Origin of the sequence: Streptomyces sp. NPDC048481 (assembly GCF_043200075.1) — a bacterium.
Lineage (GTDB): Bacteria > Actinomycetota > Actinomycetes > Streptomycetales > Streptomycetaceae > Streptomyces.
Genome location: NZ_JBICXC010000006.1, coordinates 148,693 through 173,122 on the forward strand (window position 1 = coordinate 148,693; position 24,430 = coordinate 173,122).

Annotated in this window: 23 protein-coding genes, 1 tRNA gene and 1 pseudogene; 11 read left to right on the forward strand and 14 right to left on the reverse strand. The window is 72.3% G+C overall.

The features are described 5' to 3' along the window. The first annotated feature begins 25 nt into the window (after positions 1-25). The 4 genes from ACGFSH_RS20105 (at position 26) to ACGFSH_RS20120 (ending at position 4,312) form a co-directional block, all read left to right on the forward strand. Positions 26-961, forward strand: a complete 936-nt coding sequence (locus ACGFSH_RS20105; protein ID WP_393350338.1) for a dihydrodipicolinate synthase family protein — start codon at positions 26-28, stop codon at positions 959-961. A gap of 48 nt (positions 962-1,009) precedes the next feature. Beyond that, positions 1,010-2,011 (forward strand): proline racemase family protein, encoded by a 1,002-nt coding sequence (locus ACGFSH_RS20110; protein WP_393350340.1) that lies wholly within the window; start codon positions 1,010-1,012, stop codon positions 2,009-2,011. A gap of 92 nt (positions 2,012-2,103) precedes the next feature. Further along, the gene (locus tag ACGFSH_RS20115) at positions 2,104-2,847 is read left to right on the forward strand and encodes a GntR family transcriptional regulator (protein ID WP_393350341.1); all 744 of its coding nucleotides are present in this window, start codon (positions 2,104-2,106) and stop codon (positions 2,845-2,847) included. A 178-nt stretch (positions 2,848-3,025) separates the two neighbouring features. Continuing rightward, positions 3,026-4,312, forward strand: coding sequence for a flavin-containing monooxygenase (locus ACGFSH_RS20120; protein ID WP_393350343.1), 1,287 nt, complete (start codon positions 3,026-3,028; stop codon positions 4,310-4,312). Between the two features lie 142 nt (positions 4,313-4,454). Here ACGFSH_RS20120 and ACGFSH_RS20125 read toward each other — a convergent pair whose 3' ends face one another. The 10 genes from ACGFSH_RS20125 to ACGFSH_RS20170 all read right to left on the reverse strand — a co-directional run bounded on the left by ACGFSH_RS20125 (position 4,455) and on the right by ACGFSH_RS20170 (position 13,192). Further along, complete coding sequence (locus tag ACGFSH_RS20125; protein WP_393350345.1) at positions 4,455-5,708, reverse strand: tryptophan dimethylallyltransferase family protein; 1,254 nt, start codon at positions 5,706-5,708, stop codon at positions 4,455-4,457. Between the two features lie 222 nt (positions 5,709-5,930). Beyond that, positions 5,931-7,277 (reverse strand): cytochrome P450, encoded by a 1,347-nt coding sequence (locus tag ACGFSH_RS20130; protein WP_393350347.1) that lies wholly within the window; start codon positions 7,275-7,277, stop codon positions 5,931-5,933. A 9-nt stretch (positions 7,278-7,286) separates the two neighbouring features. Further along, on the reverse strand, positions 7,287-7,880 hold the full coding sequence (locus tag ACGFSH_RS20135) for an ATP/GTP-binding protein (RefSeq protein WP_190153081.1): 594 nt from the start codon (positions 7,878-7,880) through the stop codon (positions 7,287-7,289). Continuing rightward, a complete protein-coding gene (locus ACGFSH_RS20140; protein ID WP_329415243.1) occupies positions 7,855-8,232 on the reverse strand; it encodes a DUF742 domain-containing protein in 378 nt (125 codons plus the stop codon). The genes ACGFSH_RS20135 and ACGFSH_RS20140 overlap by 26 nt, the downstream gene beginning before the upstream one ends. Further along, positions 8,229-8,630, reverse strand: a complete 402-nt coding sequence (locus ACGFSH_RS20145; protein WP_069772890.1) for a roadblock/LC7 domain-containing protein — start codon at positions 8,628-8,630, stop codon at positions 8,229-8,231. Before ACGFSH_RS20145 ends, ACGFSH_RS20140 begins: the two co-directional genes overlap by 4 nt. Then, a complete protein-coding gene (locus ACGFSH_RS20150; protein WP_393350351.1) occupies positions 8,627-9,799 on the reverse strand; it encodes an ATP-binding protein in 1,173 nt (390 codons plus the stop codon). The genes ACGFSH_RS20145 and ACGFSH_RS20150 overlap by 4 nt, the downstream gene beginning before the upstream one ends. A 559-nt stretch (positions 9,800-10,358) precedes the next feature. After that, a tRNA-Leu gene (locus ACGFSH_RS20155) sits at positions 10,359-10,443 on the reverse strand. 182 nt (positions 10,444-10,625) lie between these two features. Then, positions 10,626-11,573, reverse strand: a complete 948-nt coding sequence (locus ACGFSH_RS20160) for a beta-ketoacyl-ACP synthase III (RefSeq protein WP_393350354.1) — start codon at positions 11,571-11,573, stop codon at positions 10,626-10,628. 181 nt (positions 11,574-11,754) lie between these two features. Next, entirely contained in the window at positions 11,755-11,892 is a 138-nt protein-coding gene (locus tag ACGFSH_RS20165) for a hypothetical protein (protein WP_393350356.1), read from the reverse strand. Continuing rightward, positions 11,858-13,192, reverse strand: coding sequence for an OFA family MFS transporter (locus ACGFSH_RS20170; RefSeq protein ID WP_393350357.1), 1,335 nt, complete (start codon positions 13,190-13,192; stop codon positions 11,858-11,860). The genes ACGFSH_RS20165 and ACGFSH_RS20170 overlap by 35 nt, the downstream gene beginning before the upstream one ends. Before the next feature lie 213 nt (positions 13,193-13,405). Between ACGFSH_RS20170 and ACGFSH_RS20175 the strand changes: the two are divergent. Together ACGFSH_RS20175 and fdhD are read left to right on the forward strand one after the other, a co-directional pair. Then, positions 13,406-13,555, forward strand: a pseudogene (locus tag ACGFSH_RS20175) (Fe-S-binding domain-containing protein); the annotation flags it as partial. A 7-nt stretch (positions 13,556-13,562) separates the two neighbouring features. Further along, on the forward strand, positions 13,563-14,408 hold the full coding sequence (fdhD, locus tag ACGFSH_RS20180) for a formate dehydrogenase accessory sulfurtransferase FdhD (protein WP_393350360.1): 846 nt from the start codon (positions 13,563-13,565) through the stop codon (positions 14,406-14,408). A 7-nt stretch (positions 14,409-14,415) separates the two neighbouring features. Here the strand turns inward: fdhD and ACGFSH_RS20185 are convergent, their stop codons facing one another. After that, on the reverse strand, positions 14,416-14,943 hold the full coding sequence (locus ACGFSH_RS20185) for an isochorismatase family protein (protein WP_393350362.1): 528 nt from the start codon (positions 14,941-14,943) through the stop codon (positions 14,416-14,418). Positions 14,944-14,963: 20 nt separating this feature from the next. Further along, positions 14,964-15,401 (reverse strand): MarR family winged helix-turn-helix transcriptional regulator, encoded by a 438-nt coding sequence (locus ACGFSH_RS20190; RefSeq protein WP_393350365.1) that lies wholly within the window; start codon positions 15,399-15,401, stop codon positions 14,964-14,966. 80 nt (positions 15,402-15,481) lie between these two features. On the opposite strand from ACGFSH_RS20190, the gene ACGFSH_RS20195 reads away from it, so the two are divergent. Then, the gene (locus ACGFSH_RS20195; RefSeq protein WP_393350368.1) at positions 15,482-16,399 is read left to right on the forward strand and encodes a zinc-binding alcohol dehydrogenase family protein; all 918 of its coding nucleotides are present in this window, start codon (positions 15,482-15,484) and stop codon (positions 16,397-16,399) included. 45 nt (positions 16,400-16,444) lie between these two features. Here the strand turns inward: ACGFSH_RS20195 and ACGFSH_RS20200 are convergent, their stop codons facing one another. After that, positions 16,445-17,464 carry a bile acid:sodium symporter family protein gene (locus tag ACGFSH_RS20200; RefSeq protein ID WP_393350370.1) on the reverse strand — a complete coding sequence of 340 codons (1,020 nt, stop codon included), beginning with the start codon at positions 17,462-17,464 and terminating at the stop codon, positions 16,445-16,447. A gap of 141 nt (positions 17,465-17,605) precedes the next feature. On the opposite strand from ACGFSH_RS20200, the gene ACGFSH_RS20205 reads away from it, so the two are divergent. Continuing rightward, positions 17,606-18,511: a LysR substrate-binding domain-containing protein gene (locus ACGFSH_RS20205; RefSeq protein WP_393350372.1), complete on the forward strand. Its 906-nt coding sequence runs from the start codon at positions 17,606-17,608 to the stop codon at positions 18,509-18,511. Between the two features lie 56 nt (positions 18,512-18,567). On the opposite strand, the gene ACGFSH_RS20210 is transcribed toward ACGFSH_RS20205, so the two are convergent. Further along, complete coding sequence (locus ACGFSH_RS20210; protein WP_393350374.1) at positions 18,568-19,554, reverse strand: Lrp/AsnC family transcriptional regulator; 987 nt, start codon at positions 19,552-19,554, stop codon at positions 18,568-18,570. Between the two features lie 143 nt (positions 19,555-19,697). Here ACGFSH_RS20210 and ACGFSH_RS20215 point away from each other — a divergent pair, with 143 nt between their 5' ends. From ACGFSH_RS20215 to ACGFSH_RS20225, 3 genes are all read left to right on the forward strand, one after another. Continuing rightward, complete coding sequence (locus ACGFSH_RS20215) at positions 19,698-21,209, forward strand: MFS transporter (protein WP_393350376.1); 1,512 nt, start codon at positions 19,698-19,700, stop codon at positions 21,207-21,209. Between the two features lie 357 nt (positions 21,210-21,566). After that, entirely contained in the window at positions 21,567-23,393 is a 1,827-nt protein-coding gene (locus ACGFSH_RS20220) for an AMP-dependent synthetase/ligase (RefSeq protein ID WP_393350378.1), read from the forward strand. A 159-nt stretch (positions 23,394-23,552) separates the two neighbouring features. After that, positions 23,553-24,389 (forward strand): aldo/keto reductase, encoded by an 837-nt coding sequence (locus ACGFSH_RS20225; protein WP_393350380.1) that lies wholly within the window; start codon positions 23,553-23,555, stop codon positions 24,387-24,389. Positions 24,390-24,430 lie beyond the last annotated feature (41 nt).

Here is a 24,430-nt window from a genome sequence, read left to right on the forward strand (position 1 = left end):
TTCCGTACCGCGAAGGGACTTCCGCATGACCACCTACGACCGCCCCGCCCCCGCCGGGCGCCCCGCCCCCGCCCCCGCGCGGCGGCCCTGGCACGGTGTCCTCGTCGCGACCGCGCTCCCGCTCGACGACAGGCTGCGCGTCGACTACGACCGGTACGCCGAGCACTGCGCCTGGCTGGTGGGGAACGGCTGCGACGGCGTAGTCCCCAACGGGTCGCTGGGCGAGTACCAGGTGCTCACACCCGAGGAGCGCGCCCGCGTGGTGGAGACCGCGGTCGCCGCTGTCGGCGGGGACCGGGTGATGCCCGGAGTCGCCGCCTACGGCTCCGCCGAGGCCCGTCGCTGGGCGGAGCAGGCGGCCGGAGCGGGCTGCACGGCGGTGATGCTGCTGCCGCCCAACGCCTACCGTGCCGACGAGCGGGCCGTGACGGCCCACTACGCGGAGGTCGCCGGCGCGGGGCTGCCGGTCGTGGCGTACAACAACCCCGTCGACACCAAGGTCGACCTGGTGCCCGAACTGCTGGCCCGGCTGCACGGCGAGGGACTCGTCCACGCCGTCAAGGAGTTCTCCGGCGATGTCCGACGCGCCTACCGGATCGCCGAACTGGCGCCCGAACTCGACCTGTTGATCGGCGCGGACGACGTCGCGCTGGAACTGGCCGTCGCGGGCGCCAAGGGGTGGGTGGCCGGGTACCCCAACGCGCTGCCGAAGGCGTCGGTCGCCCTGTACCGGGCGGCCGTCGCGGGCGATACGGCGATCGCGCTCCCCCTGTACCGGCAGCTCCACCCGCTGCTGCGCTGGGACTCACGGGTCGAGTTCGTGCAGGCGATCAAGCTGTCGATGGACGTCGTGGGCCGGTACGGCGGCGGCTGCCGGCCGCCGCGGGTCCCGCTGCCGCCCGAGCAGGCGGCCGCGGTCCGCGCGGCCACCGAGAAGGCGGTCGCCGCCGGACTGGCGTGAGGCCGCAGCACGTTCGGGGACCGCACAAGGGACACACAAGGGGACTTCATGCGCAGCAAGCTCGTCCTGCACGCCGTCGACTCGCACACCGAGGGCATGCCCACCCGCGTGATCACCGGCGGCGTCGGCGTCGTGCCCGGCGCGACGATGAACGAACGGCGGCTGCACTTCCGCGAACACCGCGACGACGTCAAGCGGTTGCTCATGAACGAGCCGCGCGGCCATGCCGCGATGAGCGGCGCGATCCTCCAGCCGCCCACCCGGCCCGACTGCGACTGGGGGGTCGTCTTCATCGAGGTCTCCGGCTATCTGCCGATGTGCGGGCACGGCACGATCGGCGTGGCCACCGTGCTCGTCGAGACGGGCATGGTCGAGGTCGTCGAACCGGTCACGACGATCCGCCTGGACACGCCCGCCGGTCTCGTCGTCGCGGAGGTGGCGGTCGAGGACGGCGCCGCCCGGGCCGTGACCCTGCGCAACGTCCCCTCCTTCGCGGTCGGCCTGGACCTCCGGGCGACGCTGCCGGACGGGCGGACCGTGACGTACGACCTGGCCTACGGCGGCAACTTCTACGCGATCCTGCCCCTGGAGGAGTTCGGGCTGCCCTTCGACCGCGCCCGCAAGGACGACATCCTGCGGGCCGGCCTGTCGCTGATGGAGGCGATCAACGCCGTGGCCGAGCCGGTCCACCCCGAGGACCCGTCCATCCGCGGCTGCCATCACGTCCACCTGTACGCGCCGGGCGCCACGGCCCGCCGTTCCCGGCACGCGATGGCCATCCACCCCGGCTGGTTCGACCGCTCGCCCTGCGGCACGGGAACGAGCGCGCGCATGGCCCAGCTGCACGCGCGCGGCGAACTGCCCCTGCACACCGAGTTCGTGAACGAGTCCTTCATCGGCACCGAGTTCACCGGCCGGCTCCTCGGCACCACGGAGGTGGCCGGCCGCCCCGCGGTCCTGCCCAGCTTCACCGGACGCGCCTGGATCACCGGGACGGCCCAGTACCTGCTGGATCCGGCGGATCCGTTCCCGGCCGGCTTCGTGCTCTGAGGCGGCCGCCCCGCGCGGCCCTGGTGGCACGTGACATGGCACAGTGCACTGGTCAGCGGTGACACGCCGCCGTTTCCCCGAGGAGAGACACCATGGCCGCCGCCCGGCGCACCAGCAGCGAGACCCCCACCGCGCCGGGCGTGCCCGCCGCACCCGCCGCCGCGACCACGGTTCCGCCGGCGCTGCCGGTGCTGGGGGGCAGGCGCAGCAGCTACCGCGAACGGGTCGCCGACGCCCTGCGCGCGGCCCTGATCGCGGGCGAGCTGCGGCCCGGCGAGGTGTACTCGGCGCCGGCGCTGGCCGCCCGCTTCGGCGTCTCGGCCACTCCGGTGCGCGAGGCGATGCTGGACCTCGCGAAGGAAGGCGTGGTCGCCGCCGTCCCCAACAAGGGGTTCCGGGTCACCGACGTCTCCGACCGGCAACTGGACGAGTACACCCACGTCCGCGCGCTCATCGAGATCCCCACCGTGGCGGCGCTGGCCACGAGCGCCGACCCGGTGTCGCTGGAGGCGCTGCGCCCTGCCGCCCGCGAGATCGTCACCGCCGCCGTGGCGGGGGATCTCATCGCCTATGTGGAGGCCGACACACGCTTCCATCTCGGCCTGCTCGCCCTGGCCGGCAACGCGCACCTCGTCGAGGTGGTGCGCGAACTGCGGGGCCGGGCCCGGCTGTACGGCCTCACCGCGCTCAGCGCGTCGGGGCGGCTGCTGGCCTCGGCCGAGGAGCACCTGGAGCTGCTGGACGCGCTGCTGGCCCGTGACGAGCGGGCGGTGCGCGAGGTGATGACACGGCATCTGGGACATGTGCGGGGGCTGTGGGCGTCCGCGCCCGAGTAGCGCCCGCGGTCCAGGACCCGCTCCCGTGCCCGATCCGGGCGACGCCCGCTCCGGGTCGCCCCCGCCGCGCTGTGTCCCTGTGATCCTTGTCGCTGTCGTGCAAGGCGTGGCGGGAGTGCCGATCGGGCATGCAACTGCCCGTATGCGAAAGGGCGGTGTGGAAACTGTGGGGGAACGTGTGAGCCGGTGCGTGATCGGCGCAGGTCTGTCGGGGCTGGCGGCGGCGCACGCGCTGAAGTCGGCGGGACTCGACTTCGTCTGTCTGGAGCAGGCGTCCGACGTGGGCGGTCTGTGGCGGCAGCCGGCGGCGGGCGAGCGCGGGCCCGGGTATCTGTCGCTGCACCTGAACACCAACAAACGGCTCACGGGGTACGCCGATCACCCCATGCCGGAGTCGTACCCGGTGTATCCCCGGCACAGCGAGGTCGCCGCCTATCTTCGGTCGTTCGCCGAGTGGGCCGGTCTGCTCGGCCACATCGAGCTGGGGACGACGGTGGAGTCGGTCCGGCGCAGGGCCGACGGAGCGTGGACGGTGGTCAGCCGGGACGCCCACGGCACGCGCGCGGAACGGGAGTTCGCGGAGGTGATCGTCGCCTCGGGGCACAACACCGAGCCGGTCCGCCCTCCCGCACCGCCCGGCGCCGACCGGTTCCGGGGGACGGTCCTGCACGCGCTGGACTACCGTGACGGCAGCGACCACGCGGGACGGCACGTCGTCGTCGTGGGGCTCGGCGCCTCGGCGGTCGACATCGCGGCCGACGTGTCGCGCCATGCCGCCCGGACGGTGCTCTCGGTGCGCCGGGGACTGCACATCCTGCCCAAGCAGGTCTTCGGCATGCCCCTCGACGACGTCGCCGAGGCCCCGTGGTGGACGGCCATGTCCCTGGAGGAGCAGCGCCGGTTCATCGAGCAGGCGCTGCTCGTCGCGCGCGGCAAGCTCTCGGACTACGGTCTGCCCGAACCGGACCACCGGATCTTCTCCTCGGCCGTCACCATCTCGGACGAGATCCTCACCCGCATACGCCACGGCGCGGTCACCCCCAAGCCGGGCATCGCCTCCCTCGAGGAGGACCGGGTGGTGTTCACCGACGGCACGGCGGTCCGCGCCGACACGATCGTCCACTGCACCGGGTACCGCATGGCGTACCCGTTCCTTCCGGCGGGAACTCCGATCGGCGCCCAGGGCGCCGTCGAGCTGTACAAGCGGGTGGTCGCGCCCGACCATCCCGGGCTGTACTTCATCGGGCTGGTCCGCCCGCACGGTTCCGTCACCCGTCTGGTGGAGGCGCAGGCGCGCTGGGTGGCCCGGCTGTCCGCGGGCAGGGCGGCGCTGCCGGAGCCGGAGGTCATGCGCAAGGAGATCGCCGGCCATCTGGCCGGCATCGCCGACCAGTACGGCCTGACGCAGGGCGCGTCGATCCAGGTCAACGTGGCGCCCTATCTGGAGGAACTCCGCCAGGAGTGACGTCTGCGGCGGGGGCGCGCCCCGCCGGGCGACGTCGTGCCTTGCGGCGGTGGGCCGAGGCGGCCGCCCGGGCGGTCGAGGCGGCCGTCCGGTCACGTCCCGGCGGGTCCTCGTGCCGTGGCCCGGGCCGGTGGCGGTCCGCTCACGGCACGGCGGGCTGCGGTGCGGCCGGCTGCGGTGCGGGCGACAGGACGGCGACGGCCGGGGAGCCCGCACGCCGGGCGGCCGGGGCGGGGGCGGGCGCGGGCGGCCGGACCTCGTACGCCTCCGAGGAGAGGTACGTCGTCACGCGCGGCGGGCGGCCGTGCTGGTGGGCCACTCCCAGGTAGGCGACGAGTCCCACGCCGTCCTCGGGCCGCCGTTCGGTGAGCGCGGCCGGGGCGCGGAGCACCGGGGCCGGGTCGAGTCCGTAGCGGCCGAGCAGGGCCGCGGCCCGGACCAGCGCCTCGCCGTCGTGCGGGGCGTGGTCCCGCACCGGGACGTACAGGGTGAAGCCGCTCGGGCGTGCGGCGCCGGTGTCGGTGAAGGCGTGGCAGGTCTGCACGGGACGGCGGACGATCCGTGGCCCCGCGCCGTCCTTCCCGGCCGGGACGCCGTCCGCGTCGCCCTCGGGTCCGCCCGGCGCGCTTGCGCCGTCGTGACCGGCGGCGATGCGGAAGCAGTCCTCGATCTCGGCCGGGTCCGGCCCGCCGTCCATCCGGCACAGGGCTCCGGCCTGCGTGGCCGACAGATCGTCGTGCGCGAGGTAGACCTTGGCCCGGGGCTCGGCCCAGTCGCCCAGGTCCAGGGCGAAGAACAGGTGCCGGTCGGTGTCGGGCAGCGACGCGAACGCCTGCCGGTGCCCGAGTCGCTTCAGCGCCTTGCGGACGGTCTTCGCGGCCCGTTCCGGTCCCGCTGCCGCGGGGTTGAGGTAGGCCTTGACCTTGGGGACGCCGCCGGGGCGCAGCTCCAGCGCGCACCACAGGGCCAGGGGGCCGTGCGGGGACGCCGGGAAGAAGAGGTCCTCCAGTTCGTCGAGGCGCCCGGTGGTGAAGCCCCAGCGCCGCCCCATGTCGCGGAGCACGCGCAGGCCGGTGCGGCCGTTGTGCGCAAGGTCGGGCTCGCCGGCGCCGGGCTCGATCAGCACGCGCAGGCTCGGCGCCGCGCCGGGTTCGCAGGAGACGGAGAACTCCACCAGCGTGTGGTCGTCGGAGAGGAAGCTCCGGCTGGGCGCCGGCAGGTCGAGGGGGCGCAGCGCCACGGGGCCGAGGGCGTCGACGAGGGTGCGTGCGTAGCTCTCGGTGTCGGCGGTGGACAGTCCCGTGCTCTCGCCCAGTCGCAGTAACTGGCGGGCGGCGTGTCCGCCGAGCGTGGCCGCCGGCGGGACGCCCCTGCCGCCCGGTCGGGGGGCGGTCACCTGGCATCAGCCCCGGCGAGGGGGGTGGCAAGACGATACCCGCCTGCGGAGGCGGGTATCAGGGGGTGTGCGGCGATGGGGCGTTGTATGAACACGGCGCCGGTGGATATGTGGTCCACGACACCTCCTCTGTCTCGTGAGCAACACGGAATGCCGTGTCCCTCACTACCCATGAGGTTGAAACGTCATGCAACGGTGAAGAGTTGGCGGGTGTTGTGTGAATCACCTCGTGAGCCAGTTGAGGAACTGGCTCCACACGCCTCCGCGTTCCCCTCGGCCCCGTGCCGGGCCCGGCTCGCGCTGTGACGACGTCTCGTCGCGGGCTTCGGGGGCGGGCCGGGGCGCGGACCGCACGGGGGTGAACTTGGCGGGCAGGGCGGTCAGTCCGCGGTTGAACGGGCCCGGCCGCCACGTCAGGCTCTCGGTCGGCACGGCGAGTTCGACGTCGGGCAGCTTGTTGAGCAGGTTCTCGATGGCCGTCACGGTGATCTGCCGGGCCAGCTCCTTGGACGGGCAGGCGTGCGGGCCGGCGCTCCAGGCGAGGTGGGCGCGGTTGCTGCCCGCCTGGCGGGCCGCCGTCAGCGCGGGACCGGTGTTGGCCGCCGCGAAGCTGACCAGCATCAGGTCGCCGGCCTGCACCTTCTGTCCGGCGAACTCCATGTCGGACGTGGGGTAGTGGGGCGCGAGGTTCTGCATGGGAGGGTTCTCCCACAGCGTGTCGTCGATCGCCTCGTCGATCAGACCACCCTGGTTGGCGTACGCGTCGTGGGTGAGCAGCCGCTGAAGGGTGTTGCCGATGAGGTTGCGCAGGGGTTCGTTGCCCGCCACCAGCAGCAGGGCGATCTGGTGCATCAGCTCCTCGTCGGTGAGCCTGGACTGGTGCTCCATCAGCCATGAGGGGACGTCGTCGCCGGGCTTGACGCGCTTGAGCGCCACCAGCTCGCTGATGGCCCCGAACATCACGCCGACGGCCTGTTCGGCGTTGACGCCGTCGAACATGCCGGTGATCCCGAACACGACCCGGTCGCCGATGTCGGCGGTGCAGCCGAACAGTTCGTTGAACACGAACAGCGGCAGCTGCTTGGCGTAGTCGCCGAGCAGGTCGGCCGATCCGCGCGTACCGAACTGCGAGATGAGGTAGTCGGAGACCTGCGCGGTGCTCCGGCTCAGCCTGCGCGAGTCGACGCGGGCCATGCTGTCCGTGATGGCCTGACGCAACCTCAGGTGTTCGGCGCCGTCGCTGAACATGGCGTTGGGCCGGTACGCGAGCAGGGGCGCGACCGGGCTCTCCGGGGACACCCGGCCCTCGTTGAGGTCGCGCCAGCGGCGGGCGTCCTTGCGGAAGGACCCGGAGTCCTGGAGGAGTTGGAGCGCGGTCGCGTAGTCGGTGACGAGGGTGGCCTCGACTCCCGGGGCGAGCTCCACGGGCGCGGTGGGCCCGTAGTGGCGCAGGTAGGAGTAGTAGGCCTGGGGGTCGGCCGCGAACTCCGGTCCGTGCAGCGGCACTCTGCCGCCGGGCTGGTGCGCCGGGCACCCGGGCGGGGGCACGGGTGCGGTGGGTCGGTCCATTTCTGCTCCCTAGTGGGCACGGTCCTGCAAGTGGCGGACGAGCGTGATGAGGGCCTCGGCCGACGACTTCTCGTCCCGTGCGTCGCAGGTGACGACGGGCGTGTCGTCGAGCAGGTCCAGCGCCTCGCGCAGGGCCAGCTCGTCCCGCAGCGGCGAGCCGTCGAAGTGGTTGACGGCGATCGCGTAGTCGAGTCCGTACTGCTCGATCAGGTCGATCACGGCGAAGGAGTCCGCGAGCCGCTCGGGGTCGACCAGCACCAGCGCGCCGAGTGCGCCGCGTGCCATGTCCTCCCACATCTGCACGAAACGCTGCTGGCCGGGCGTTCCGAAGAGGTAGAGCACGACGCGGTCGCTGATCGTCAGGCGTCCGAAGTCCATGGCGACCGTGGTGGTCGTCTTGCCCTGGACCCCTTTGAGGTCGTCGACCGACTCGGCCGCCCGGGTCATCGTCTCCTCGGTGGACAGCGGCTCGATCTCGGAGATCGCCCCGATGAACGTGGTCTTGCCGACCGCGAAGTGGCCCACGACCAGGATCTTCACCGCCGTCTGGGTCGCGCCGCCGCGGACGTAGGCCTGCTCATCCAAACTTGGCCCTGAGACCATTCAGCACCTCCTCCAGAATGTCCCGGTCGGCGAGGGGCGCCCGCTGCACCGGTGGCCGGGTGACGAGGTAGCCGCCTTCGGTGAGGGCGGCGAGCAGGATCTTCACCACGCCCAGGGGCAGTTGGGTGTGCCCGGCTATCTCGGCGACCGAGAGGTAGCCGGCCTCGCACAGCTCCAGCAGGTTCTGTTCCTCGGGTGACAGACGGGTGGGCCGCTGCTGATGGTCGGCGGCCGCCGTGACCAGGGTGATGAGGGAGAGCTGCTCCTCGTCGGGCAGTCCGCGTCCCTTGGTGATGACGTAGGGACGCACTAACTCCGGCGTCTGGGGCTCCAGTTCGTCGAAACCGGTCATGACCGCACGCCGAGGTTCTCGCGCGGCGGCGTGGTCAGCGCCTTGCCGAGCTGGCCGACGAGCTGCTGCATCCGGAAGGTGATGTCCGCCATGTCGACCTCGGGCGAGGCGGACACGCCGAGGTAGGCGCCCTCTCCCGCGGAGATGAGGAAGACCCAGCCGCCGTCGAACTCGACGAGGGTCTGGCGCCACTTCTGGGTGGCGTCCTCGCAGAAGAAGGCGAGCGAGCGGCTGAGCGACTGCACGCCGCTCATCGCCGCGGCCACGCGGTCCGCGTCGTCCTTGCCGAAGTCCTGCGTGCGTGCCATCAGCAGGCCGTCGGCGGATATCAGGACTGCGTGCAGGGCCCCGGGGATCTCCAGGGCGCTGTCAAGCATCCATGACAGGTCGTCGTTCACGAGAACTCATGCCCTTCGCTGCTTGCACCACGGGTGCTGCTCGACTGTTCCGCGGGGTCCGTCTGCGAGGCCCGGCCGGAGCGGGTGCCGCGCTGGAACGCGCCCATGATCGCCGCCGTCTCCGCGCCGGAGCGCGAGGGGCCGGGGGCGGTCGACGCACTGCCGGGCACGATGGCCATCGGCCGCTTGCGGCGCCGCCTGGGCAGGCCGTCGGAGGTGGTGCTCGCGGTCAGCCCGTTCTCCGGGCCCCCGCCTGCGGGAGCGGCCTGGGCGGCGGGGACGACCGGAGCCGGCTCCTTCTGCTCGGGCGCGTTGGTGAGCAGGTCGTGCGGCAGGAGGAGGACCGCCCGGACGCCTCCGTAGGGGGAGGTGGAGTCCACGGACACCTCGAAGCCGAAGCGCTCACTGAGCACGCCGATCACCGCGAAGCCGAACTGCGGCGGGTTGCCGAGTCCGGAGACGCCGGAGACGCGTTCGCTCGACAGGAGTTTCTCGGCACGGGCGCGTTCTTCGTCGTTCATGCCCACACCGGCGTCGTCCACGACGATGCAGATGCCCTTGGGGACGGTGCGGATGTTGATCTCGACGACGGTGTCCGGGCTCGAATAGCTCGTGGCGTTGTCGAGGAGTTCCGCGAGGGCCAGGGCGACGGGTTCGACGGCCCGGCTGGTGATGCCGAAGTCGACCTGCGAGAGGATCTCCACCCGGCGGTAGTGGCGGACCCTGCCCTGCGCGCTGCGGACGACGTCGTAGACCGACGCGACGTCACGCTGACGTCCCAGCCAGCCGTCGCAGAGCACGGCGATGGACTGGGCACGGCGACCGAACTGGGAGTTGGTGTGGTCGATTTCCAGGAGGTCCTGGAGAATCACCGACTCACCGTATTTGCTCTGGAGCCGGGAAACGATCAACTGCTGTTCCGCGGCGAGGCCCTGAAGCGTCCGCATCGCGGACTTGAGGACCGTCTTCGTAGCCTCTTCGGCTCTTTCCTGAGCTGCCTCGACGGATTTCGCGTACCCGTTCTCGAGCTCGGCGTGACGAGCCCGGAGATCTGCGAACTCCTGCCTTGACGTGCGCGCCGCCCTGCGCTGACGAATGATCAGGGCGACGGCGACGACCAGGGCGACGAGGAGAGCCCAGAGTACCGGGTTCTGTATGTAATCAGTCATAAGACTCTCTTCAGGCGACTGACGGCCAGTTGCTGAATTCCCGTCAATTGCGGGTGGACCGGCGGACCGCCCGCATCGGGGGTGACCGCCCGGACTGTCCCCGTAGTCGGAGATGTCGTCTTGCACCCATCCGCCCGCTCTACAAGCGAGCGTGATCGTATCACCACAAGAAGCGGCCACAGACCGCCAATATCGGGACGGAGCTGAACATTGACGGATCGTCAGCGATTGTGGCGAGTACCGCGAAGAGGGCCGTGAACGACCCGACGGCACCTCTGGAACAGCGTCGCGACCGGACCCGGCGACGGCACGCCGGCCGCACGGTGAACGGCCGCGGACGGCGACATGAACAAGCGGTGCGAACCACTGGGTGAACGGTGAAGTGAACGCCGACAGGAACGGCGATGTGAACGGCGGGACGGCACAACCGATAAACGGGCTTCCGCGACATTCGGGCGGCAACGCAGACGGAAACAGCAAAAACCCGCACCCGGCGTGACGCCGAATGCGGGTAACCATGATCACCGAGCGGAATCCGCTCGACACGGAGAGTGAAAAGTGTCCGAGGGGGGACTTGAACCCCCACGCCCGATAAAGGGCACTAGCACCTCAAGCTAGCGCGTCTGCCATTCCGCCACCCGGACCAGGTGTCTGCCGTCGCAGGGCTTGCCCCGCGGCGACACGGACAACAATACCAAGCTTTCGGAGTGCCTTTCACCTGCATATCCGCTGGCCGGGCCGGTGCGCGCGAGCGGCGGCGCCGGCGGCCGCGGCCTCCGTCGGGGGGCGGACGGAGAGGAGTCGGCCCGCCCCCTCCCCGGTCGGCTCACGGGCAGCACACGACCTGGCCCGCGTACGACAGGTTGCCGCCGAAGCCGAAGAGCAGCACCGGGTCGCCGCTGGAGACGGCGCCCTGCTCCACGAGCTTGGAGAAGGCGAGCGGGATGCTGGCGGCGGAGGTGTTGCCCGACTCGACGACGTCGCGGGCGACGACGGCGTTCACCGCGCCGATCTTCTGGGCGAGGGGTTCGATGATCCGCAGGTTCGCCTGGTGCAGGACGACGGCCGCGAGATCCTCGGGGGCCAGCCCCGCCCGCTCGCAGGCCTGTCGGGCGAGCGGCGGCAGCTGGGTCGTGGCCCAGCGGTACACGCTCTGTCCCTCCTGGGCGAAGCGCGCCGGCTGGCCCTCGATGCGCACCGCGTGTCCCATCTCGGGCACCGAGCCCCACAGCACGGGCCCGATGCCGGGGGCGGCGCCGCCGGGGCAGGCCTCGACCACGGCGGCGCCCGCTCCGTCGCCGACCAGCACGCAGGTGGTGCGGTCGCTCCAGTCGGTCACCTCGGACATCTTGTCGGCGCCGATCACCAGGGCACGGGTCGCGGCGCCCGCCCGGACGGTGTGGTCCGCGGTGGCCAGCGCGTGGGTGAACCCGGCGCAGACGACGTTGACGTCCATCGCGGCCGGCCGCGGGACGCCGAGGCGGGCGGCGACGCGGGCGGCCATGTTGGGCGAGCGGTCGACGGCCGTGGAGGTGGCGACCAGGACGAGATCGATGTCGGCCGGCGTGAGGCCCGCCGAGGCGAGGGCCTTGGCGGCGGCGTGCGCGGCCAGCTCGTCCACCGGCTCGTCGGGGCCGGCGATGTGACGCGTGCGGATGCCCACCCGGCTCCTGATCCACTCGTCACTGGTGTCGACCAGGCCCGCCAGCTCCTCGTTGGTGAGCACCTTGGCGGGCTGGTAGTGGCCGACGGCGGCGATGCGCGAGCCGTTCATCTGGGGGGTCCCCTCGTTGCCTTGGGTAGCGGGATCCTCCAGTCTGATCAGTGACTCACGGGTACGGAGGCGCGTGAAGCGACAGGAATACGGTGTCGGGGTTGTCGGCTTCCCCATAGGCCTCGGACGCCCGGACAACCGTCGTACGCACGCTCGGCGAACACGCGCCCCACGGCTTCCGCTACCCGGTGAACAGCTGCGTCGCCTTCCGTACGAGCTCGTAGAGACCGTAGGCGAGCGGCGCTCCCACCCACAGCCAGGAGAAGACGATCAGCGGGCGCCGGTCAGGCTGCGGACTCGGGCTGCTGTCGTGCGACATCGGCGGCCTCCCTCTGGGCGGGGATGTGGTGTCGGGGGTGGACCGGGCGGACGAGTTCGTTGGCGACGAAGCCGACGGCCAGCAACCCGATCATGATGAACAGTGACAGCGTGTAGAGGGACGATCCGTGCCGGCCCGCCTCCTCCTGCCGGTCGGCGATCCAGTTCACGATCAGCGGGCCGAGCACGCCGGCCGTGGACCAGGCGGTGAGCAGCCGGCCGTGGATGGCGCCGACCTGGTGGGCGCCGAAGAGGTCCTTGAGGTAGGCGGGGATCGTCGCGAAGCCGCCGCCGTAGAAGGAGAGGATCACCAGCGCGCACAGGACGAAAACCGGTTTCGAGGAGTCGCCGACCAGCGCGATCAGGGCGTACATCAGCGCGCCGGCGCCCAGGTAGACACGGTAGACGTTCTTGCGTCCGATCAGGTCGGAGGTCGAGGACCAGCCGATCCGGCCGGCCATGTTGGCCGCCGACAGCAGCGCGACGAAACCGGCGGCCGCGGACGCGGAGACCGGGGTGGAGGTGTCCGCGAAGAAGTCCTTGATCATCGGAGCGGCCTTCTCCAGGATGCCGATGCCCGCCGTCACGTTCATGCAGAGCACGACCCACAGGCACCAGAACTGCGGGGTGCGCACCGCGCTGCGGGCCGACACCTGCACCCCCTGCGCGACGTCCGGCGCGCCCGAGGCGGGCCGCTCACCGCGCGGGACCCGGACCAGCAGCACCCCGAGCGTCATGAACACCGCGTACGAGATCCCGTGGACGAGGAACGCCAGCGCGATCCCCGAACTGCCGGAGCCGAACGACTCCAGCATCCGCGCCGACCAGGGCGAGGCGATGAGCGCGCCCCCGCCGAAGCCCATGATGGCGATGCCGGTCGCCATGCCGGGGCGGTCCGGGAACCACTTGATCAGTGTCGAGACGGGCGAGATGTAGCCGATTCCCAGGCCGACGCCCCCGACGAAGCCGTAGCCGAGGACGATGAGCCAGTACTGCTCGGTGGCGGCGCCGAGCGCGGAGATCAGGAATCCGGACGAGAAGCAGACCAGGGCGACGGTCATGGCCCAGCGCGGTCCGTTGCGTTCCACGAGGGTGCCGCCGAAGGCCGCGGAGAGGCCGAGCATGACGATGGCGAGCTGGAACGGCAGCGCGCTCTGCGTGCCGCTGAGGCCGAGGGCCGACTCCAGCGGTGGTTTGAACACCGACCACGCGTAGGCCTGGCCGATGGAGAGGTGGACGGAGAGGGCGGCCGGCGGGACGAGCCAGCGGCTCCAGCCGGGCGGCGCGACGGGGGGACTCATGAGTCCTGGACGGTAGGAACCCGCAAGGCCGTTGAGAAGGCGGCACGTCACCGGTATGCGGTGAACGGTATGCGGCCTGCGCCGAACGGTCGGGCCACCGGCTTCCCCAGGAGTGCCGGCGCAGCGCCACGGCCGGCCGCGGCCGTGCACACCCGCGGGTGTGCACGCGGCTGCCGCGTACACCTCGCCGCCTTGCGCGCGGCTGCTCCGCACGCCCACGGCGGAGCGGGCTGCGGCCCGGTGTTCCGTGTGCAGGACAATGGGACGGTGAAGGTCACCTCGCCGCACGACGGCCCGGTGGCCCACGGCGGTCTCCGCATCGAGGGCCGTTTCGGCTGCCAGCACGTACAGAACCGGGGCTGATCACGACATGGGACGAGTCACCGAACGGCGCAAAGTGATCCGTATCAGGGACGGGGCGGTCAGCACCCGGCCGGACACCCTCGTGGCCGAGGAACCGCTGGAGATCCGCCTCAACGGCAGGCCGCTCGCCATCACCATGCGCACCCCCGGTGACGACTTCGCGCTGGCGGCCGGCTTCCTCGTCAGCGAGGGCGTGCTGGCCGAGGCGTCGGACCTGCTGAACATCGTGTACTGCGCCGGAGCGACGGCCGACGGCGTCAACACCTACAACGTGGTGGACGTGCGGACCGCCCCGGGCGTGCGGATCCCCGACATCACGCTGGAGCGCAACGTCTACACCACGTCGTCGTGCGGTCTGTGCGGCAAGGCCAGTCTGGACGCGGTGCGCACGACGGCCCGCTGGCCGATCGCCGACACTCCCCCGCTGCGGGTGGGGCCCGAGCTGCTGGTGAGCCTCCCCGACCGGCTGCGCGCGGCTCAGCGGGTGTTCGACCGGACCGGGGGGCTGCACGCGGCGGCCCTGTTCTCGGAGGGCGGCGAACTGCTGGACGTGCGCGAGGACGTCGGCCGGCACAACGCGGTGGACAAACTGGTCGGCCGCGCCGTGCAGAGCGGCAACCTTCCCCTGTCGCGGACGATCCTGCTCGTCTCGGGCCGGGCCTCCTTCGAGCTGGCGCAGAAGGCCGTGATGGCGGGCATTCCGCTGCTCGCGGCGGTCTCGGCGCCCTCCTCCCTGGCCGTCGACCTGGCTGCGGAGACGGGACTGACGCTGGTGGGCTTCCTGCGGGGCGCCTCCATGAACGTGTACACGGGTGAGGACCGCATCGCCCTGCGGACCGCGGCCACCGGCTGAGGGCCGCTCACGCGGTGGCGAACCGCACCTCGGCCGCGCGCGTGACCGCCCCTAGCCGGGGGAAGTCCAGGCGCACGGACGCGTCGTGCTCGGCTGCGGTCAGGGCGGACATCGCGTCCTCGACGAAGACCAGGTCGTAGCCGAGGTCGCCGGCCGCGCGGGCGGTGGACTCGACCCCGAGATTGGTGGCGATGCCGCCGAGGACGAGGGTGCCGACTCCGCGTTCGCGCAGCCGTGCGTCGAGGTCGGTTCCCTGGAAGGCGCCGATGGTCCGCTTGACGATCACCAGGTCGCCCTCGGCGGCGAGCCCTTCGACGAGAGCGCTGCCGGGCGGCTGCTCGGCGACGCCGGGACGCTCGACCCGGACGAGGACGACGAAAGCGCCCGCCGAGCGGAACGCCACCGCCAGCTCATGGGCTGTCCGCAGCACTTCGGCGCCTTTGCGGGGCTCCAGGGGCAGCGCGACGATGCGGTCCATCAGGTCGACGAGGACGAGGGCGGTGCGCGCGGGATCGAGCGCGGGGAGTGCGGTCATGACGCGAACGCTAGCCACCGTCAGCGGTCCGTGCCGGAGATCTTGGCCAACAAGGCCGTGAACAGCTCCCGTTCGGCCGCGGTGAGCGGGGCGAGCAGCGCGTCGTTCGCCTCCCGTGCGGCCCGTTCGCAACGCTCCAGCAGGCGTTCGCCGTCCGTGGTGAGGGAGACGGCGTTCTTGCGGCGGTCGTTCGGGTCCGGCTCGCGCACGACGAGGCCCGCGGACTGCAACTCGTTGAGGACCCCGACCAGGTCCTTCGGGTCCAGCCCGACGGATCGGCCGAGGTCGGCCTGGGCCACGGGGGCGAGGTCGCGCACGGCGGAGAGCACGACGTGGGACCACATCTTCACGCCTTCGACGGCGAGGGCGCCGGCCACCAGCGAGCGTCCCCGCGCGGCGGCCCGGCCGAGCAGCCAGCTGGGCAGGGAGCGGATCGCGGCAAGGGGGGCTTCGGACATGGCCGCACCCTACCAAATTCATTGGACTTCCCAACGAAGCGTCGATACCGTTGGTGCTCCCAACGAATCATGGAGGTGCGATGCGTCGCGTCCGGTACGAGTCCGCCGGCGGCCCGCTGTTCCTGGAGGACGTGCCGGTGCCCGAGCCCGGCCCCGGCGAGCTGCTGCTGCGGTGCGAGGCGGTCGGCGTGACCCTGCCCGTCGTCCGCAAGGTCGCCGAAGCGGCGCAGCCGATCCCGCTCGGGGGCGAGGTCGCCGGGCCGGTAGAGGCGGTGGGCAGCGGGGTCGACGGGTTCCGGGTCGGCGAGCGCGTCACCGGCCTGTGCTTCGGCCACGGCTACGCCGACTTCGCACTCGTGCACCGGACGATGGCCTCGCCCGTCCCCGACGACGCGAGCGCGGTCGACGCCGTGGCCCTGGTCCGCAGCGGGCTCGTCGCGCTGGGCGCGCTCACCGCCGCGCGCCCCGAGCCCGGCGAGCGAGCCCTCGTCACCGCCGCGGCGAGCGGCGTCGGTCACCTCGCCGTGCAGCTCGCCGCGGCACGCGGGGCGGCCCGCGTGGTGGGCGCCGTGTCCGATCCGGCGAAGGCGGCGTTCGTGCGGGGCCTGGGCGCCGACGAGGTCGTCGCCTACGACACGGACGACTGGGGCGCCCCCGCCGACTACGTGCTGGACGCGGTCGGCGGCGACCTGCTCACGCCCGCCGTCGCCGCCCTCGCGCCGGGCGGACGGCTGGTGGCGTACAGCTCGGGCGGCGGGACCGTCCGGGCATACGACCTGCTGGTGGGCGCCAAGTCGGTGATCGGCTTCCAGATGGCCCATGTGGCGCGCGGGAAGCCGCAGTTGTACGAGCAGTGGCGGCGCGAGCTGTGGCGGCTTTTCGCTCAGGGCACGCTGAAGCCGTCCGTGCACGGCGAGTTCGCCCTGGAGGACGCCGTCGAAGCGCACGCGGCGATCACCTCCCGGCGCAACCTGGGGAAGGTGGTCCTGGTGCCGTGACCCGCGCGGCGCACCCGTACGGCGCACGGTCGGCGCCCCGTGGCGTCAGGCCGCCGCCGGAGTCCTGTCGCCGCCGGCCTGCTCGTCAGCGGGGTCGAGAGGGTCCCGGGCGCGGCGCTTGGCGATGACCGCGCACACCATCAACTGCATCTGGTGGAAGAGCATCAGCGGCAGCACCGCGAGGGAGGCGTGCGCGCCGAACAGGACGCTCGCCATGGGCAGTCCGGACGCCAGGGACTTCTTCGAGCCCGCGAACTGGATGGCGACGCGGTCCCCGCGGCCGAACCGCAGGGCCTTCGCGCCGTACCAGGTCAGGGCGAGCATCACCGTGAGCAGCACCGCCTCGACGACGAGCAGGCCGCCCAGCCGCACGGCGCTCACCTGATGCCAGACGCCACGGTTCACGCCCTCGCTGAACGCGGTGTAGACGACCAGCAGGATCGAACCGCGGTCGACCAGTCCGAGCACCTTCTTGTGCCGGGCGACGAAGCCGCCGATCCACCGGCGCAGCACCTGCCCCGCGGCGAACGGCACGAGCAGTTGCAGCACGATCTCCACCAGCGAGTCCGTGGAGAGGCCGCCGCCGCTGCCGCCGAGCACGGCGGCGGCCAGCAGCGGGGTGACGACGATGCCGGCCAGCGAGGAGAACGAGCCCGCGCAGATCGCGGCGGGCACGTTGCCGCGCGCGATCGAGGTGAAGGCGATCGACGACTGGATCGTCGACGGAACGAGGGTGAGGAAGAGCAGCCCCTGGTAGAGGGGGTCGGTGAGGAGGACCGGGACGAGGCCGCGCGCGGCGAGACCGAGCAGCGGGAAGACCACGAACGTGCAGACCAGGACGGTCACGTGCAGGCGCCAGTGCCTGAGCCCGTCCATCGCCTCACGGGTGGACAGACGGGCCCCGTAGAGGAAGAAGAGGAAGGCGATCGCGGCCGTGGAGGCGCCGGAGGCCACGTCGGCGGCGGCGCCGCGCGCCGGGAACAGCGCCGCGATCCCGACGGTGGCGAGCAGCAGCAGGATGTAGGGGTCGACCGGCATCCGACTCGGCCAGTGCAGGCGTTTCACGGGGCTCCACATGCGATTCGACGGGCGTGCGCCGGGCCCGGAGGCCCCCTCCATGGTCCTCCCCGGCACCGTGATCGGGAATCCGGCTCACCGCTCTCACTGTCATCACGCACCGCGATGACGGCGGGTACCGTTGCCGGTGTGTACGACCCCTCCCAGCTGCGGACCTTCCTCGCCGTGGCGCAGACCCTGAGCTTCACCCAGGCCGCGCGGCGGCTGGGGCTGCGTCAGTCCACCGTCAGCCAGCACGTGCGCCGGCTGGAGGACGCGACCGGGCGGACCCTGTTCACCCGGGACACGCACTCCGTGGAGCTGACGGAGGACGGCGAGGCGATGCTCGGCTTCGCGCGCCGGATCCTGGACGTCCACGAGCAGGCGACGGCGTTCTTCACCGGCACCCGGTTGCGGGGGCGGCTGCGCTTCGGCGCGTCGGAGGACTTCGTGCTCACCCGGCTGCCGGAGATCCTGGAAGGCTTCCGCTCCGACCATCCCGAGGTCGACCTGGAGCTGACGGTGGAGCTGTCGGGCACCCTGCACGAGCAGCTGGCCGCGGGAAAACTCGATCTGGTGCTGGCCAAGCGGCGCCCCGAGGACCCGCACGGCGAGCTGGTGTGGCACGACGACCTGGTGTGGATCGGCGCCGAGCGGTTCCGTCTGGACGCCGACCGGCCGGTCCCGCTGATCGTCTTCCCGCCGCCCGGCATCACCCGTGCGCGGGCCCTGGAGGCGCTGGAGCGGCAGGGGCGGTCCTGGCGGATCGTGTGCACCAGCGGCAGCCTGAACGGGCTCATCGCCGCGGCTCGGGCGGGGCTCGGCGTGATGGCCCACTCGCGGGGCCTGATTCCGCCCGGCCTGGTGCGGCTCCCGGACCGGGCGGGGCTGCCGGAGCTGGGGCGCGTCGACTTCGTGCTGGCGCACGGCCGTCGGCGGCCCTCCGCCCAGGACGCGGCCGACGCGCTGGCGGCGGCGGTCCTCGCGGGCGGCGACCGTCTGCACCGCCGGTCCACGACGGCCCGCCGGTCCGGGCCGCGCCCCGCCGACGGCTGACGGCTGCCAGGTGACGGGCGAGGGGTGACGGGCGAGCGCGGTCCGCGCCCGCGCCTCTACCGGGCGGTGGGCCGGTAGGTCAGCTGTTTCACGCTGCGCAGGAGCGGTGACGCCTCGACGTGCTGGACGCCTTCCAGCCGTCCCAGAGGTCCGCTGAGGTAGGCGTAGAGGCCGGCCGTGTCCCGGAACACCGCGGTCGCCACGATGTGGGAGGGGCCTGTCGTGGCCGAGGCGTAGGCGACCTCGTCGTGGGTGGCGAGGGCCTCTCCGACCGCGTGCAGCACGGAGGGCGCCGTGGTGATCCACAGCACGGCCGCGACGGGGCGGCCGACGAACTCGGGACGGTACTCGACGTCGATGTAGAGCGCGCCGGACGCGCGCAGGGCGGCGAGGCGGCGCTTGACGGCGGATTCGGAGCGGCCGGTGGCGCGCTGGAGTTCGGGGTAGCCGGCGCGGCCGTCGCGTTCCAGCACGGCCAGCAGGGGCTCGTCCTCGGGCTGGAGCCGGGGCGGGCCCGCGCTCGTTCCGGGGACCTGCGCGAAGTCGGGGGTCAGAGCGGCGATCTCGTCGTCGTCCAGCGTCCGGAACTTGCGCGTCCAGCCGGCGGGGCCGCCGTAGTAGCGGTGCAGGAGCTGCTGGGCGCGGATCTCCACCACGCTCGGAGTGCGCGGCAGCTTGCCCAGGAGCAGGTCGTCGTGGTCGTCGGGGTGGCGGGGCCGGGTCATGCAGACGATCTCGGTGCCGCCGGAGGCCAGGCCGATCCACTGCGTGTCGGGGCGTCTGGCGAGCGCGTCGGCGATCACGGCGGCGCCGTCGGGCGCGCAGCGCAGACGCAGCATCCAGTGGTCCTGCCCGAGCCGGGCGGCGTCGCGGACGGCGACGGTCCGCAGGCCGGCCCGCTCGCAGAGCCTTCGGTAGCGGCGCGCGACGGTCTGGTCCGAGACGCCCAGGACCGCGGCGATCCTGCTGAAAGAGGCCCGGCCGTCCACCTCCAGCGCGGCGAGCAGTCGCAGGTCCAGCGCGTCCGCCGTGGAGGATTCCATCCCGCTCGGCCTCTTCTCTGTCGGATCCCGTCGCGTGGCGGCCCGTTTCGCTCGCGATCTCCCGTGTCCGCCCCATCCTACGGAGCCTCGGTCGGCGGAAGTCCGCCGGACGACTGTGCACGCACGACGATGAGGAGTGGGACATGCGCACATGGGGGCCGCTGACAGCGGTGTGCCTGGGCACGTTCATGCTGTTGCTGGACGTGACGATCGTGGTGGTGGCGCTGCCCGACATGGCGCGGGCTCTGAACGCCTCGCTGAGCGATCTGCAGTGGGTGGTGGACGGGTACGCGCTGGCGCTGGCCGCGCTGCTGCTGGGGGCGGGGGCCGCGGCCGACGTCCTGGGCCGGCGCCGGGTGCACGTGGCCGGCGTGGTGCTGTTCGCGACGGCGTCACTGCTGTGCGGGCTGGCGAGCGGTCCGACCGTCCTCGTGGCCGCGCGGGCGGTGCAGGGCGTGGGCGCGGCGGCGATGCTCTCCACCACGCTCCCGCTGCTCGGGTCGGTCTACCAGGGCAGGCAGCGGTCGGCGGCGCTCGGGGTGTGGGGCGCGGTGAGCGGCGCGGCCGCGGCGGTCGGGCCGGTGCTGGGCGGGCTGCTGGCCGAGGGGCCGGGCTGGCGCTGGATCTTCTACGTGAACCTGCCGGTGAGCGTGGCCGCGGTGTGGCTGACGCTGAAGGCCGTGCCCGAGTCGAGGGGGCCGCGCGGGATGCGCGTGGACCGGGCGGGCACCGTGTCCTTCGCCGCCTTCGCGGGCGGCGCCACGTACGCGGTGGTGCGGGCCGGTGAGGACGGCTGGACCGCGTCGGCGACATGGGTCGCGTCCGGTCTCGCCGCGGCGGCGCTGGTGTGTTTCGTGCTGGTGGAGCGGCGGGCGGCGCATCCGCTGCTCGACCTCTCGCTGCTGCGGCGGCCCGCGTTCGTGGGGGTGATGGTGGGCGCGCTGGCCTACAACGCGGTGGCCTTCGGGGTGACCCCGTACCTCTCGATCTGGATGCAGACGCTGCTGGGGATGAGCCCGGTCCGCGGCGGTCTCACGCTGCTGCCGATGACGGTGGCGGCCATGGTCACGGCCGTCGTGGTCGGCAGGCGGTTGCACGGCGCACCCGCCCGGCTGACCGTGGGCGGCGGGCTCCTGCTGATCGGCGCGGGCTGCTTCTGCCAGGCCGTGCTCGGGGCGGGCTCCAACTGGACGGCGCTGGTGCCCGGGTTCGTGCTGGTGGGCGTGGGAACCGGTTTCGTGGCCCCGACCCTGGCCGGCGCGGCGCTCGCCGCGGTCGAGCCCGCGCGGGCCGGGATGGCGGGCGGGGCGGTGAACGCCGTACGGCAGCTCGGGTACGCGCTCGGGGTGGCGGTCTTCGGCACCGTGGTCACCTCGCGGATGACCGGCGTCCTGCCGCGCGAGGCGTCGCACACGCTGGCGGGCGGCGGCGCGCAGGCGCTGCGCGGGACGTTCTCCGAGCACGCTCTGCGCTCCGCGTTCGCCTCGGGACTGGACGCGGCGCTGGTGGTCGCGGGCTGCACGGGCGTGGTCGCCGCCGCGCTCGTCCTCGTCCTCGTCAGGGAGCCGCGCGCCACGGCCCCGCGGACCGGGGAGCAGGCGGCCGCGCCGCACGCCTCCGGGCCGCCGCGGCAGCAGGCCGCCCCCCGGGCCTGACCCGGCCGGGGCCGGGCCGCGCCCCGGCCCCGACGCGGACGTGGGCGCGTGACCCCCTTCGGCGGGCGCGGGTTCCGTGCGGAGGGGCCGGTCTGCGTGGCGGCACGGAGGTGTGCGGCGGGGGCCGGGGCGGAGGGCGTGGAGGGCGTAAGCGGTGCGGGCAGATTCCGTGGAGATTACGGAACCGAAACTTACTCAACGGTCAGCTTTGTGTCCGACCCTTACCCATGTGCGCCCATTTTCCGCCACCGGCCGGCGCGGACGACAGCATCGGTCGCTTTGTGCCCCTCTCCCGCCCTGTCGCCACGTGGGGTAGCTTTCACGGCGCTGTGGGGGCATGAGAGAAGCGGGGTGCGTTTGCGCGAGTTCACCAACCCTCCGTTGGCGCTGGCGCCGCCGGTGGGCGGTCTGGCCGACGTCGTCTTCCGGCACGCCCAGGAGGACCCGCAGTACATCGCCCTCGGCCGCAAGGACGAGCAGGGCGAATGGCGCGACGTCACCAGCGGTGAGTTCCGCGACGAGGTCCTCGCGCTGGCCAAGGGCCTGCTCGCCCGGGGCATCCGGTTCGGCGACCGCGTCGCCGTCATGGCCCGCACCCGCTACGAGTGGACCCTGTTCGACTTCGCCCTGTGGACCGTCGGCGCGCAGGTGGTGCCGATCTATCCGACGTCCTCCGCCGAGCAGTGCTTCTGGATGCTCTACGACGCCGAGTGCACGGCCGCGGTGGTCGAGCACGAGGACCACGCGATGACGATCGCCACCGTCATAGACCGCCTGCCGCGGCTGCGGCAGCTGTGGCAGCTGGACTCGGGCTGTGTGCAGGAGCTGTACGACGCCGGGGCCGCCATCGAGGACGAGGTCGTGCACCGGCACCGCGAGGCGGTCACCCCCGACTCGACCGCGACGATCATCTACACCTCGGGCACCACGGGCCGCCCCAAGGGCTGCGTCGTCTCGCACGGCAACTTCATGTTCGAGGCGGACACCGTCATCGAGCGGTGGGAGCCGGTGTTCCACTCCAGGAAGGGCGACGAGGCGGCGACCCTGCTGTTCCTGCCGCTCGCGCACGTCTTCGGCCGGATGGTGCAGATCGCCGCGATCCGCGGCAAGGTCCGCTTCGGCCACCAGCCCGAGCTGCACGCGGCCGCCCTCCTGCCGGACCTGGCCGCCTTCCGGCCGACGTTCTTCCTGGCCGTGCCGTACATCTTCGAGAAGGTCTTCAACGCGGCCCGCCGCAAGGCGGAGCGCGAGGGCAGGTCCGGGCCGTTCGAGAAGGCCGTCGAGGTGGCCGTGAACTACGCCGAGGCCCTGGAGGCGAAGGCGTGGGGCATCGGCCCCGGCCCGTCGGCGGGGCTGCGCATGCAGCACCAGCTGTTCGACAAGCTCGTCTACTCCAAGGTGCGCGCCGCGATGGGCGGGCGCGTGCGGCACGCCATGTCGGGCGGCTCGGCCATGGACCGCCGGCTCGGCCTGTTCTTCGCGGGCGCGGGCGTGCTGATCTACGAGGGTTACGGCCTCACCGAGACGACGGCCGCGGCGACCGCCAACCCGCCCGGCCGCACCCGCTACGGCACCGTGGGCCAGGCGATCCCCGGCATGACCGTGCACATCGCGGACGACGGCGAGATCTGGCTGCGCGGCGACAACGTGTTCCAGGGGTACCTCAACAACCCCAAGGCCACCGACGAGGCCCTGCACGACGGCTGGCTGGCCACCGGCGACCTGGGCTCCCTCGACGAGGACGGCTACCTCACCATCACCGGCCGCAAGAAGGAGATCCTGGTCACGTCCGGCGGCAAGAGCGTCTCGCCGGGACTGCTGGAGGAGCGGGTGCGCGACCATCCGCTGGTCAACCAGTGCATCGTCGTCGGCAACGACCGGCCGTTCGTGGCCGCGCTGGTCACCCTCGACCAGGAGGCCGTCGAGCACTGGTTGCAGATGCGCGCCAAACCGCAGCTGACGCCCGTCGAGCTGGTGAGCGACCCCGACCTGGAGGCGGAGGTGCGCCGGGCCGTCGTCGCGGCGAACACGCTGGTGTCGCAGGCCGAGGCGATCCGCACCTTCCGCATCCTCGCCCAGCCCTTCACGGAGGAGCACGGTCTGCTCACCCCGTCGCTGAAGATGAAGCGCAAGGCGATCGAGGGCGCCTACGCGAAGGAAGTCGACGCCCTGTACCGCACATGATCCGGCGCAGGGAGGTGAAACGGTCGTCCGGCGGGCAGGAGAGGGGTCTGAGACAGACTCCTGCGGGAAACCGATCGGCGGGGGCAGGAATGCGGCGCCCGCCGTGATCGTTGACGATGGGAGTACCACTTTGACGGACAACCGAAGGATCAAGAGCTCGTGAGCAGCAAGGTCCCCCAGATCACCCTCAACAACGGCGTGGAGATGCCCCAGCTGGGCTTCGGTGTCTGGCAGGTGCCGGACGACGAGGCGGAGCAGGCGGTCTCCACCGCGCTGGAGGCCGGGTACCGCAGCATCGACACAGCGGCGATCTACGGCAACGAGGAGGGCACCGGCAAGGCCATCGCCTCCTCCGGCGTGCCCCGCAAGGACATCTTCGTCACCACCAAGCTCTGGAACGGCGACCAGGGGTACGACTCGACGCTCCGCGCGTTCGACACCTCCCTGGCCAAGCTCGGCCTGGACTACGTGGACCTGTATCTCATTCACTGGCCGCTCCCGGCCCGTGACCGTTACGTCGACACGTACAAGGCGTTCGAGAAGCTCCTCGCGGACGGCCGCGTGCGGGCCGTCGGCGTGTCCAACTTCCTGCCGGAGCACCTGGAGCGGCTGACCGGCGAGACCTCGGTGGTGCCGGCGGTCAACCAGATCGAGCTGCACCCGCACCTCCAGCAGCAGGCGTCCCGCGAGTTCCACGCGGCCCGCGGCATCGCCACCGAGGCCTGGTCCCCGCTGGGCCAGGGCAAGGGCCTCCTGGAGGTTCCGGCGATCGTCGCCATCGCCCGCAAGCACGAGCGCACCGCGGCCCAGGTCGTGCTGCGCTGGCACCTCCAGCTGGGCAACGTCGTGATCCCCAAGTCCGTGACGCCGTCGCGGATCCAGGAGAACATCGACGTGTTCGACTTCAGTCTGGACGACGAGGACCTCGCGGCCATCAGCGCCCTGAACGAGGATCGGCGCATCGGCCCCGACCCGGCGACGTTCGACGTCGCCTGAGCTGCGACGGGGGTGAACTCCCCCGTGTACATCGAGGGCGC

Coding starts and splice junctions, on each gene's coding strand:
- ACGFSH_RS20195 (WP_393350368.1), top strand. CDS start 15,482: ATGCGTCGCGTCCGGTACGAGTCCGCCGGCGGCCCGCTGTTCCTGGAG.
- ACGFSH_RS20115 (WP_393350341.1), top strand. CDS start 2,104: ATGGCCGCCGCCCGGCGCACCAGCAGCGAGACCCCCACCGCGCCGGGC.
- ACGFSH_RS20185 (WP_393350362.1), bottom strand. CDS start 14,943: ATGACCGCACTCCCCGCGCTCGATCCCGCGCGCACCGCCCTCGTCCTC.
- ACGFSH_RS20105 (WP_393350338.1), top strand. CDS start 26: ATGACCACCTACGACCGCCCCGCCCCCGCCGGGCGCCCCGCCCCCGCC.
- ACGFSH_RS20170 (WP_393350357.1), bottom strand. CDS start 13,192: ATGAGTCCCCCCGTCGCGCCGCCCGGCTGGAGCCGCTGGCTCGTCCCG.
- fdhD (WP_393350360.1), top strand. CDS start 13,563: ATGGGACGAGTCACCGAACGGCGCAAAGTGATCCGTATCAGGGACGGG.
- ACGFSH_RS20165 (WP_393350356.1), bottom strand. CDS start 11,892: ATGTCGCACGACAGCAGCCCGAGTCCGCAGCCTGACCGGCGCCCGCTG.
- ACGFSH_RS20160 (WP_393350354.1), bottom strand. CDS start 11,573: ATGAACGGCTCGCGCATCGCCGCCGTCGGCCACTACCAGCCCGCCAAG.
- ACGFSH_RS20150 (WP_393350351.1), bottom strand. CDS start 9,799: ATGACTGATTACATACAGAACCCGGTACTCTGGGCTCTCCTCGTCGCC.
- ACGFSH_RS20110 (WP_393350340.1), top strand. CDS start 1,010: ATGCGCAGCAAGCTCGTCCTGCACGCCGTCGACTCGCACACCGAGGGC.
- ACGFSH_RS20210 (WP_393350374.1), bottom strand. CDS start 19,554: ATGGAATCCTCCACGGCGGACGCGCTGGACCTGCGACTGCTCGCCGCG.
- ACGFSH_RS20215 (WP_393350376.1), top strand. CDS start 19,698: ATGCGCACATGGGGGCCGCTGACAGCGGTGTGCCTGGGCACGTTCATG.
- ACGFSH_RS20130 (WP_393350347.1), bottom strand. CDS start 7,277: ATGGACCGACCCACCGCACCCGTGCCCCCGCCCGGGTGCCCGGCGCAC.
- ACGFSH_RS20140 (WP_329415243.1), bottom strand. CDS start 8,232: ATGACCGGTTTCGACGAACTGGAGCCCCAGACGCCGGAGTTAGTGCGT.
- ACGFSH_RS20135 (WP_190153081.1), bottom strand. CDS start 7,880: ATGGTCTCAGGGCCAAGTTTGGATGAGCAGGCCTACGTCCGCGGCGGC.
- ACGFSH_RS20190 (WP_393350365.1), bottom strand. CDS start 15,401: ATGTCCGAAGCCCCCCTTGCCGCGATCCGCTCCCTGCCCAGCTGGCTG.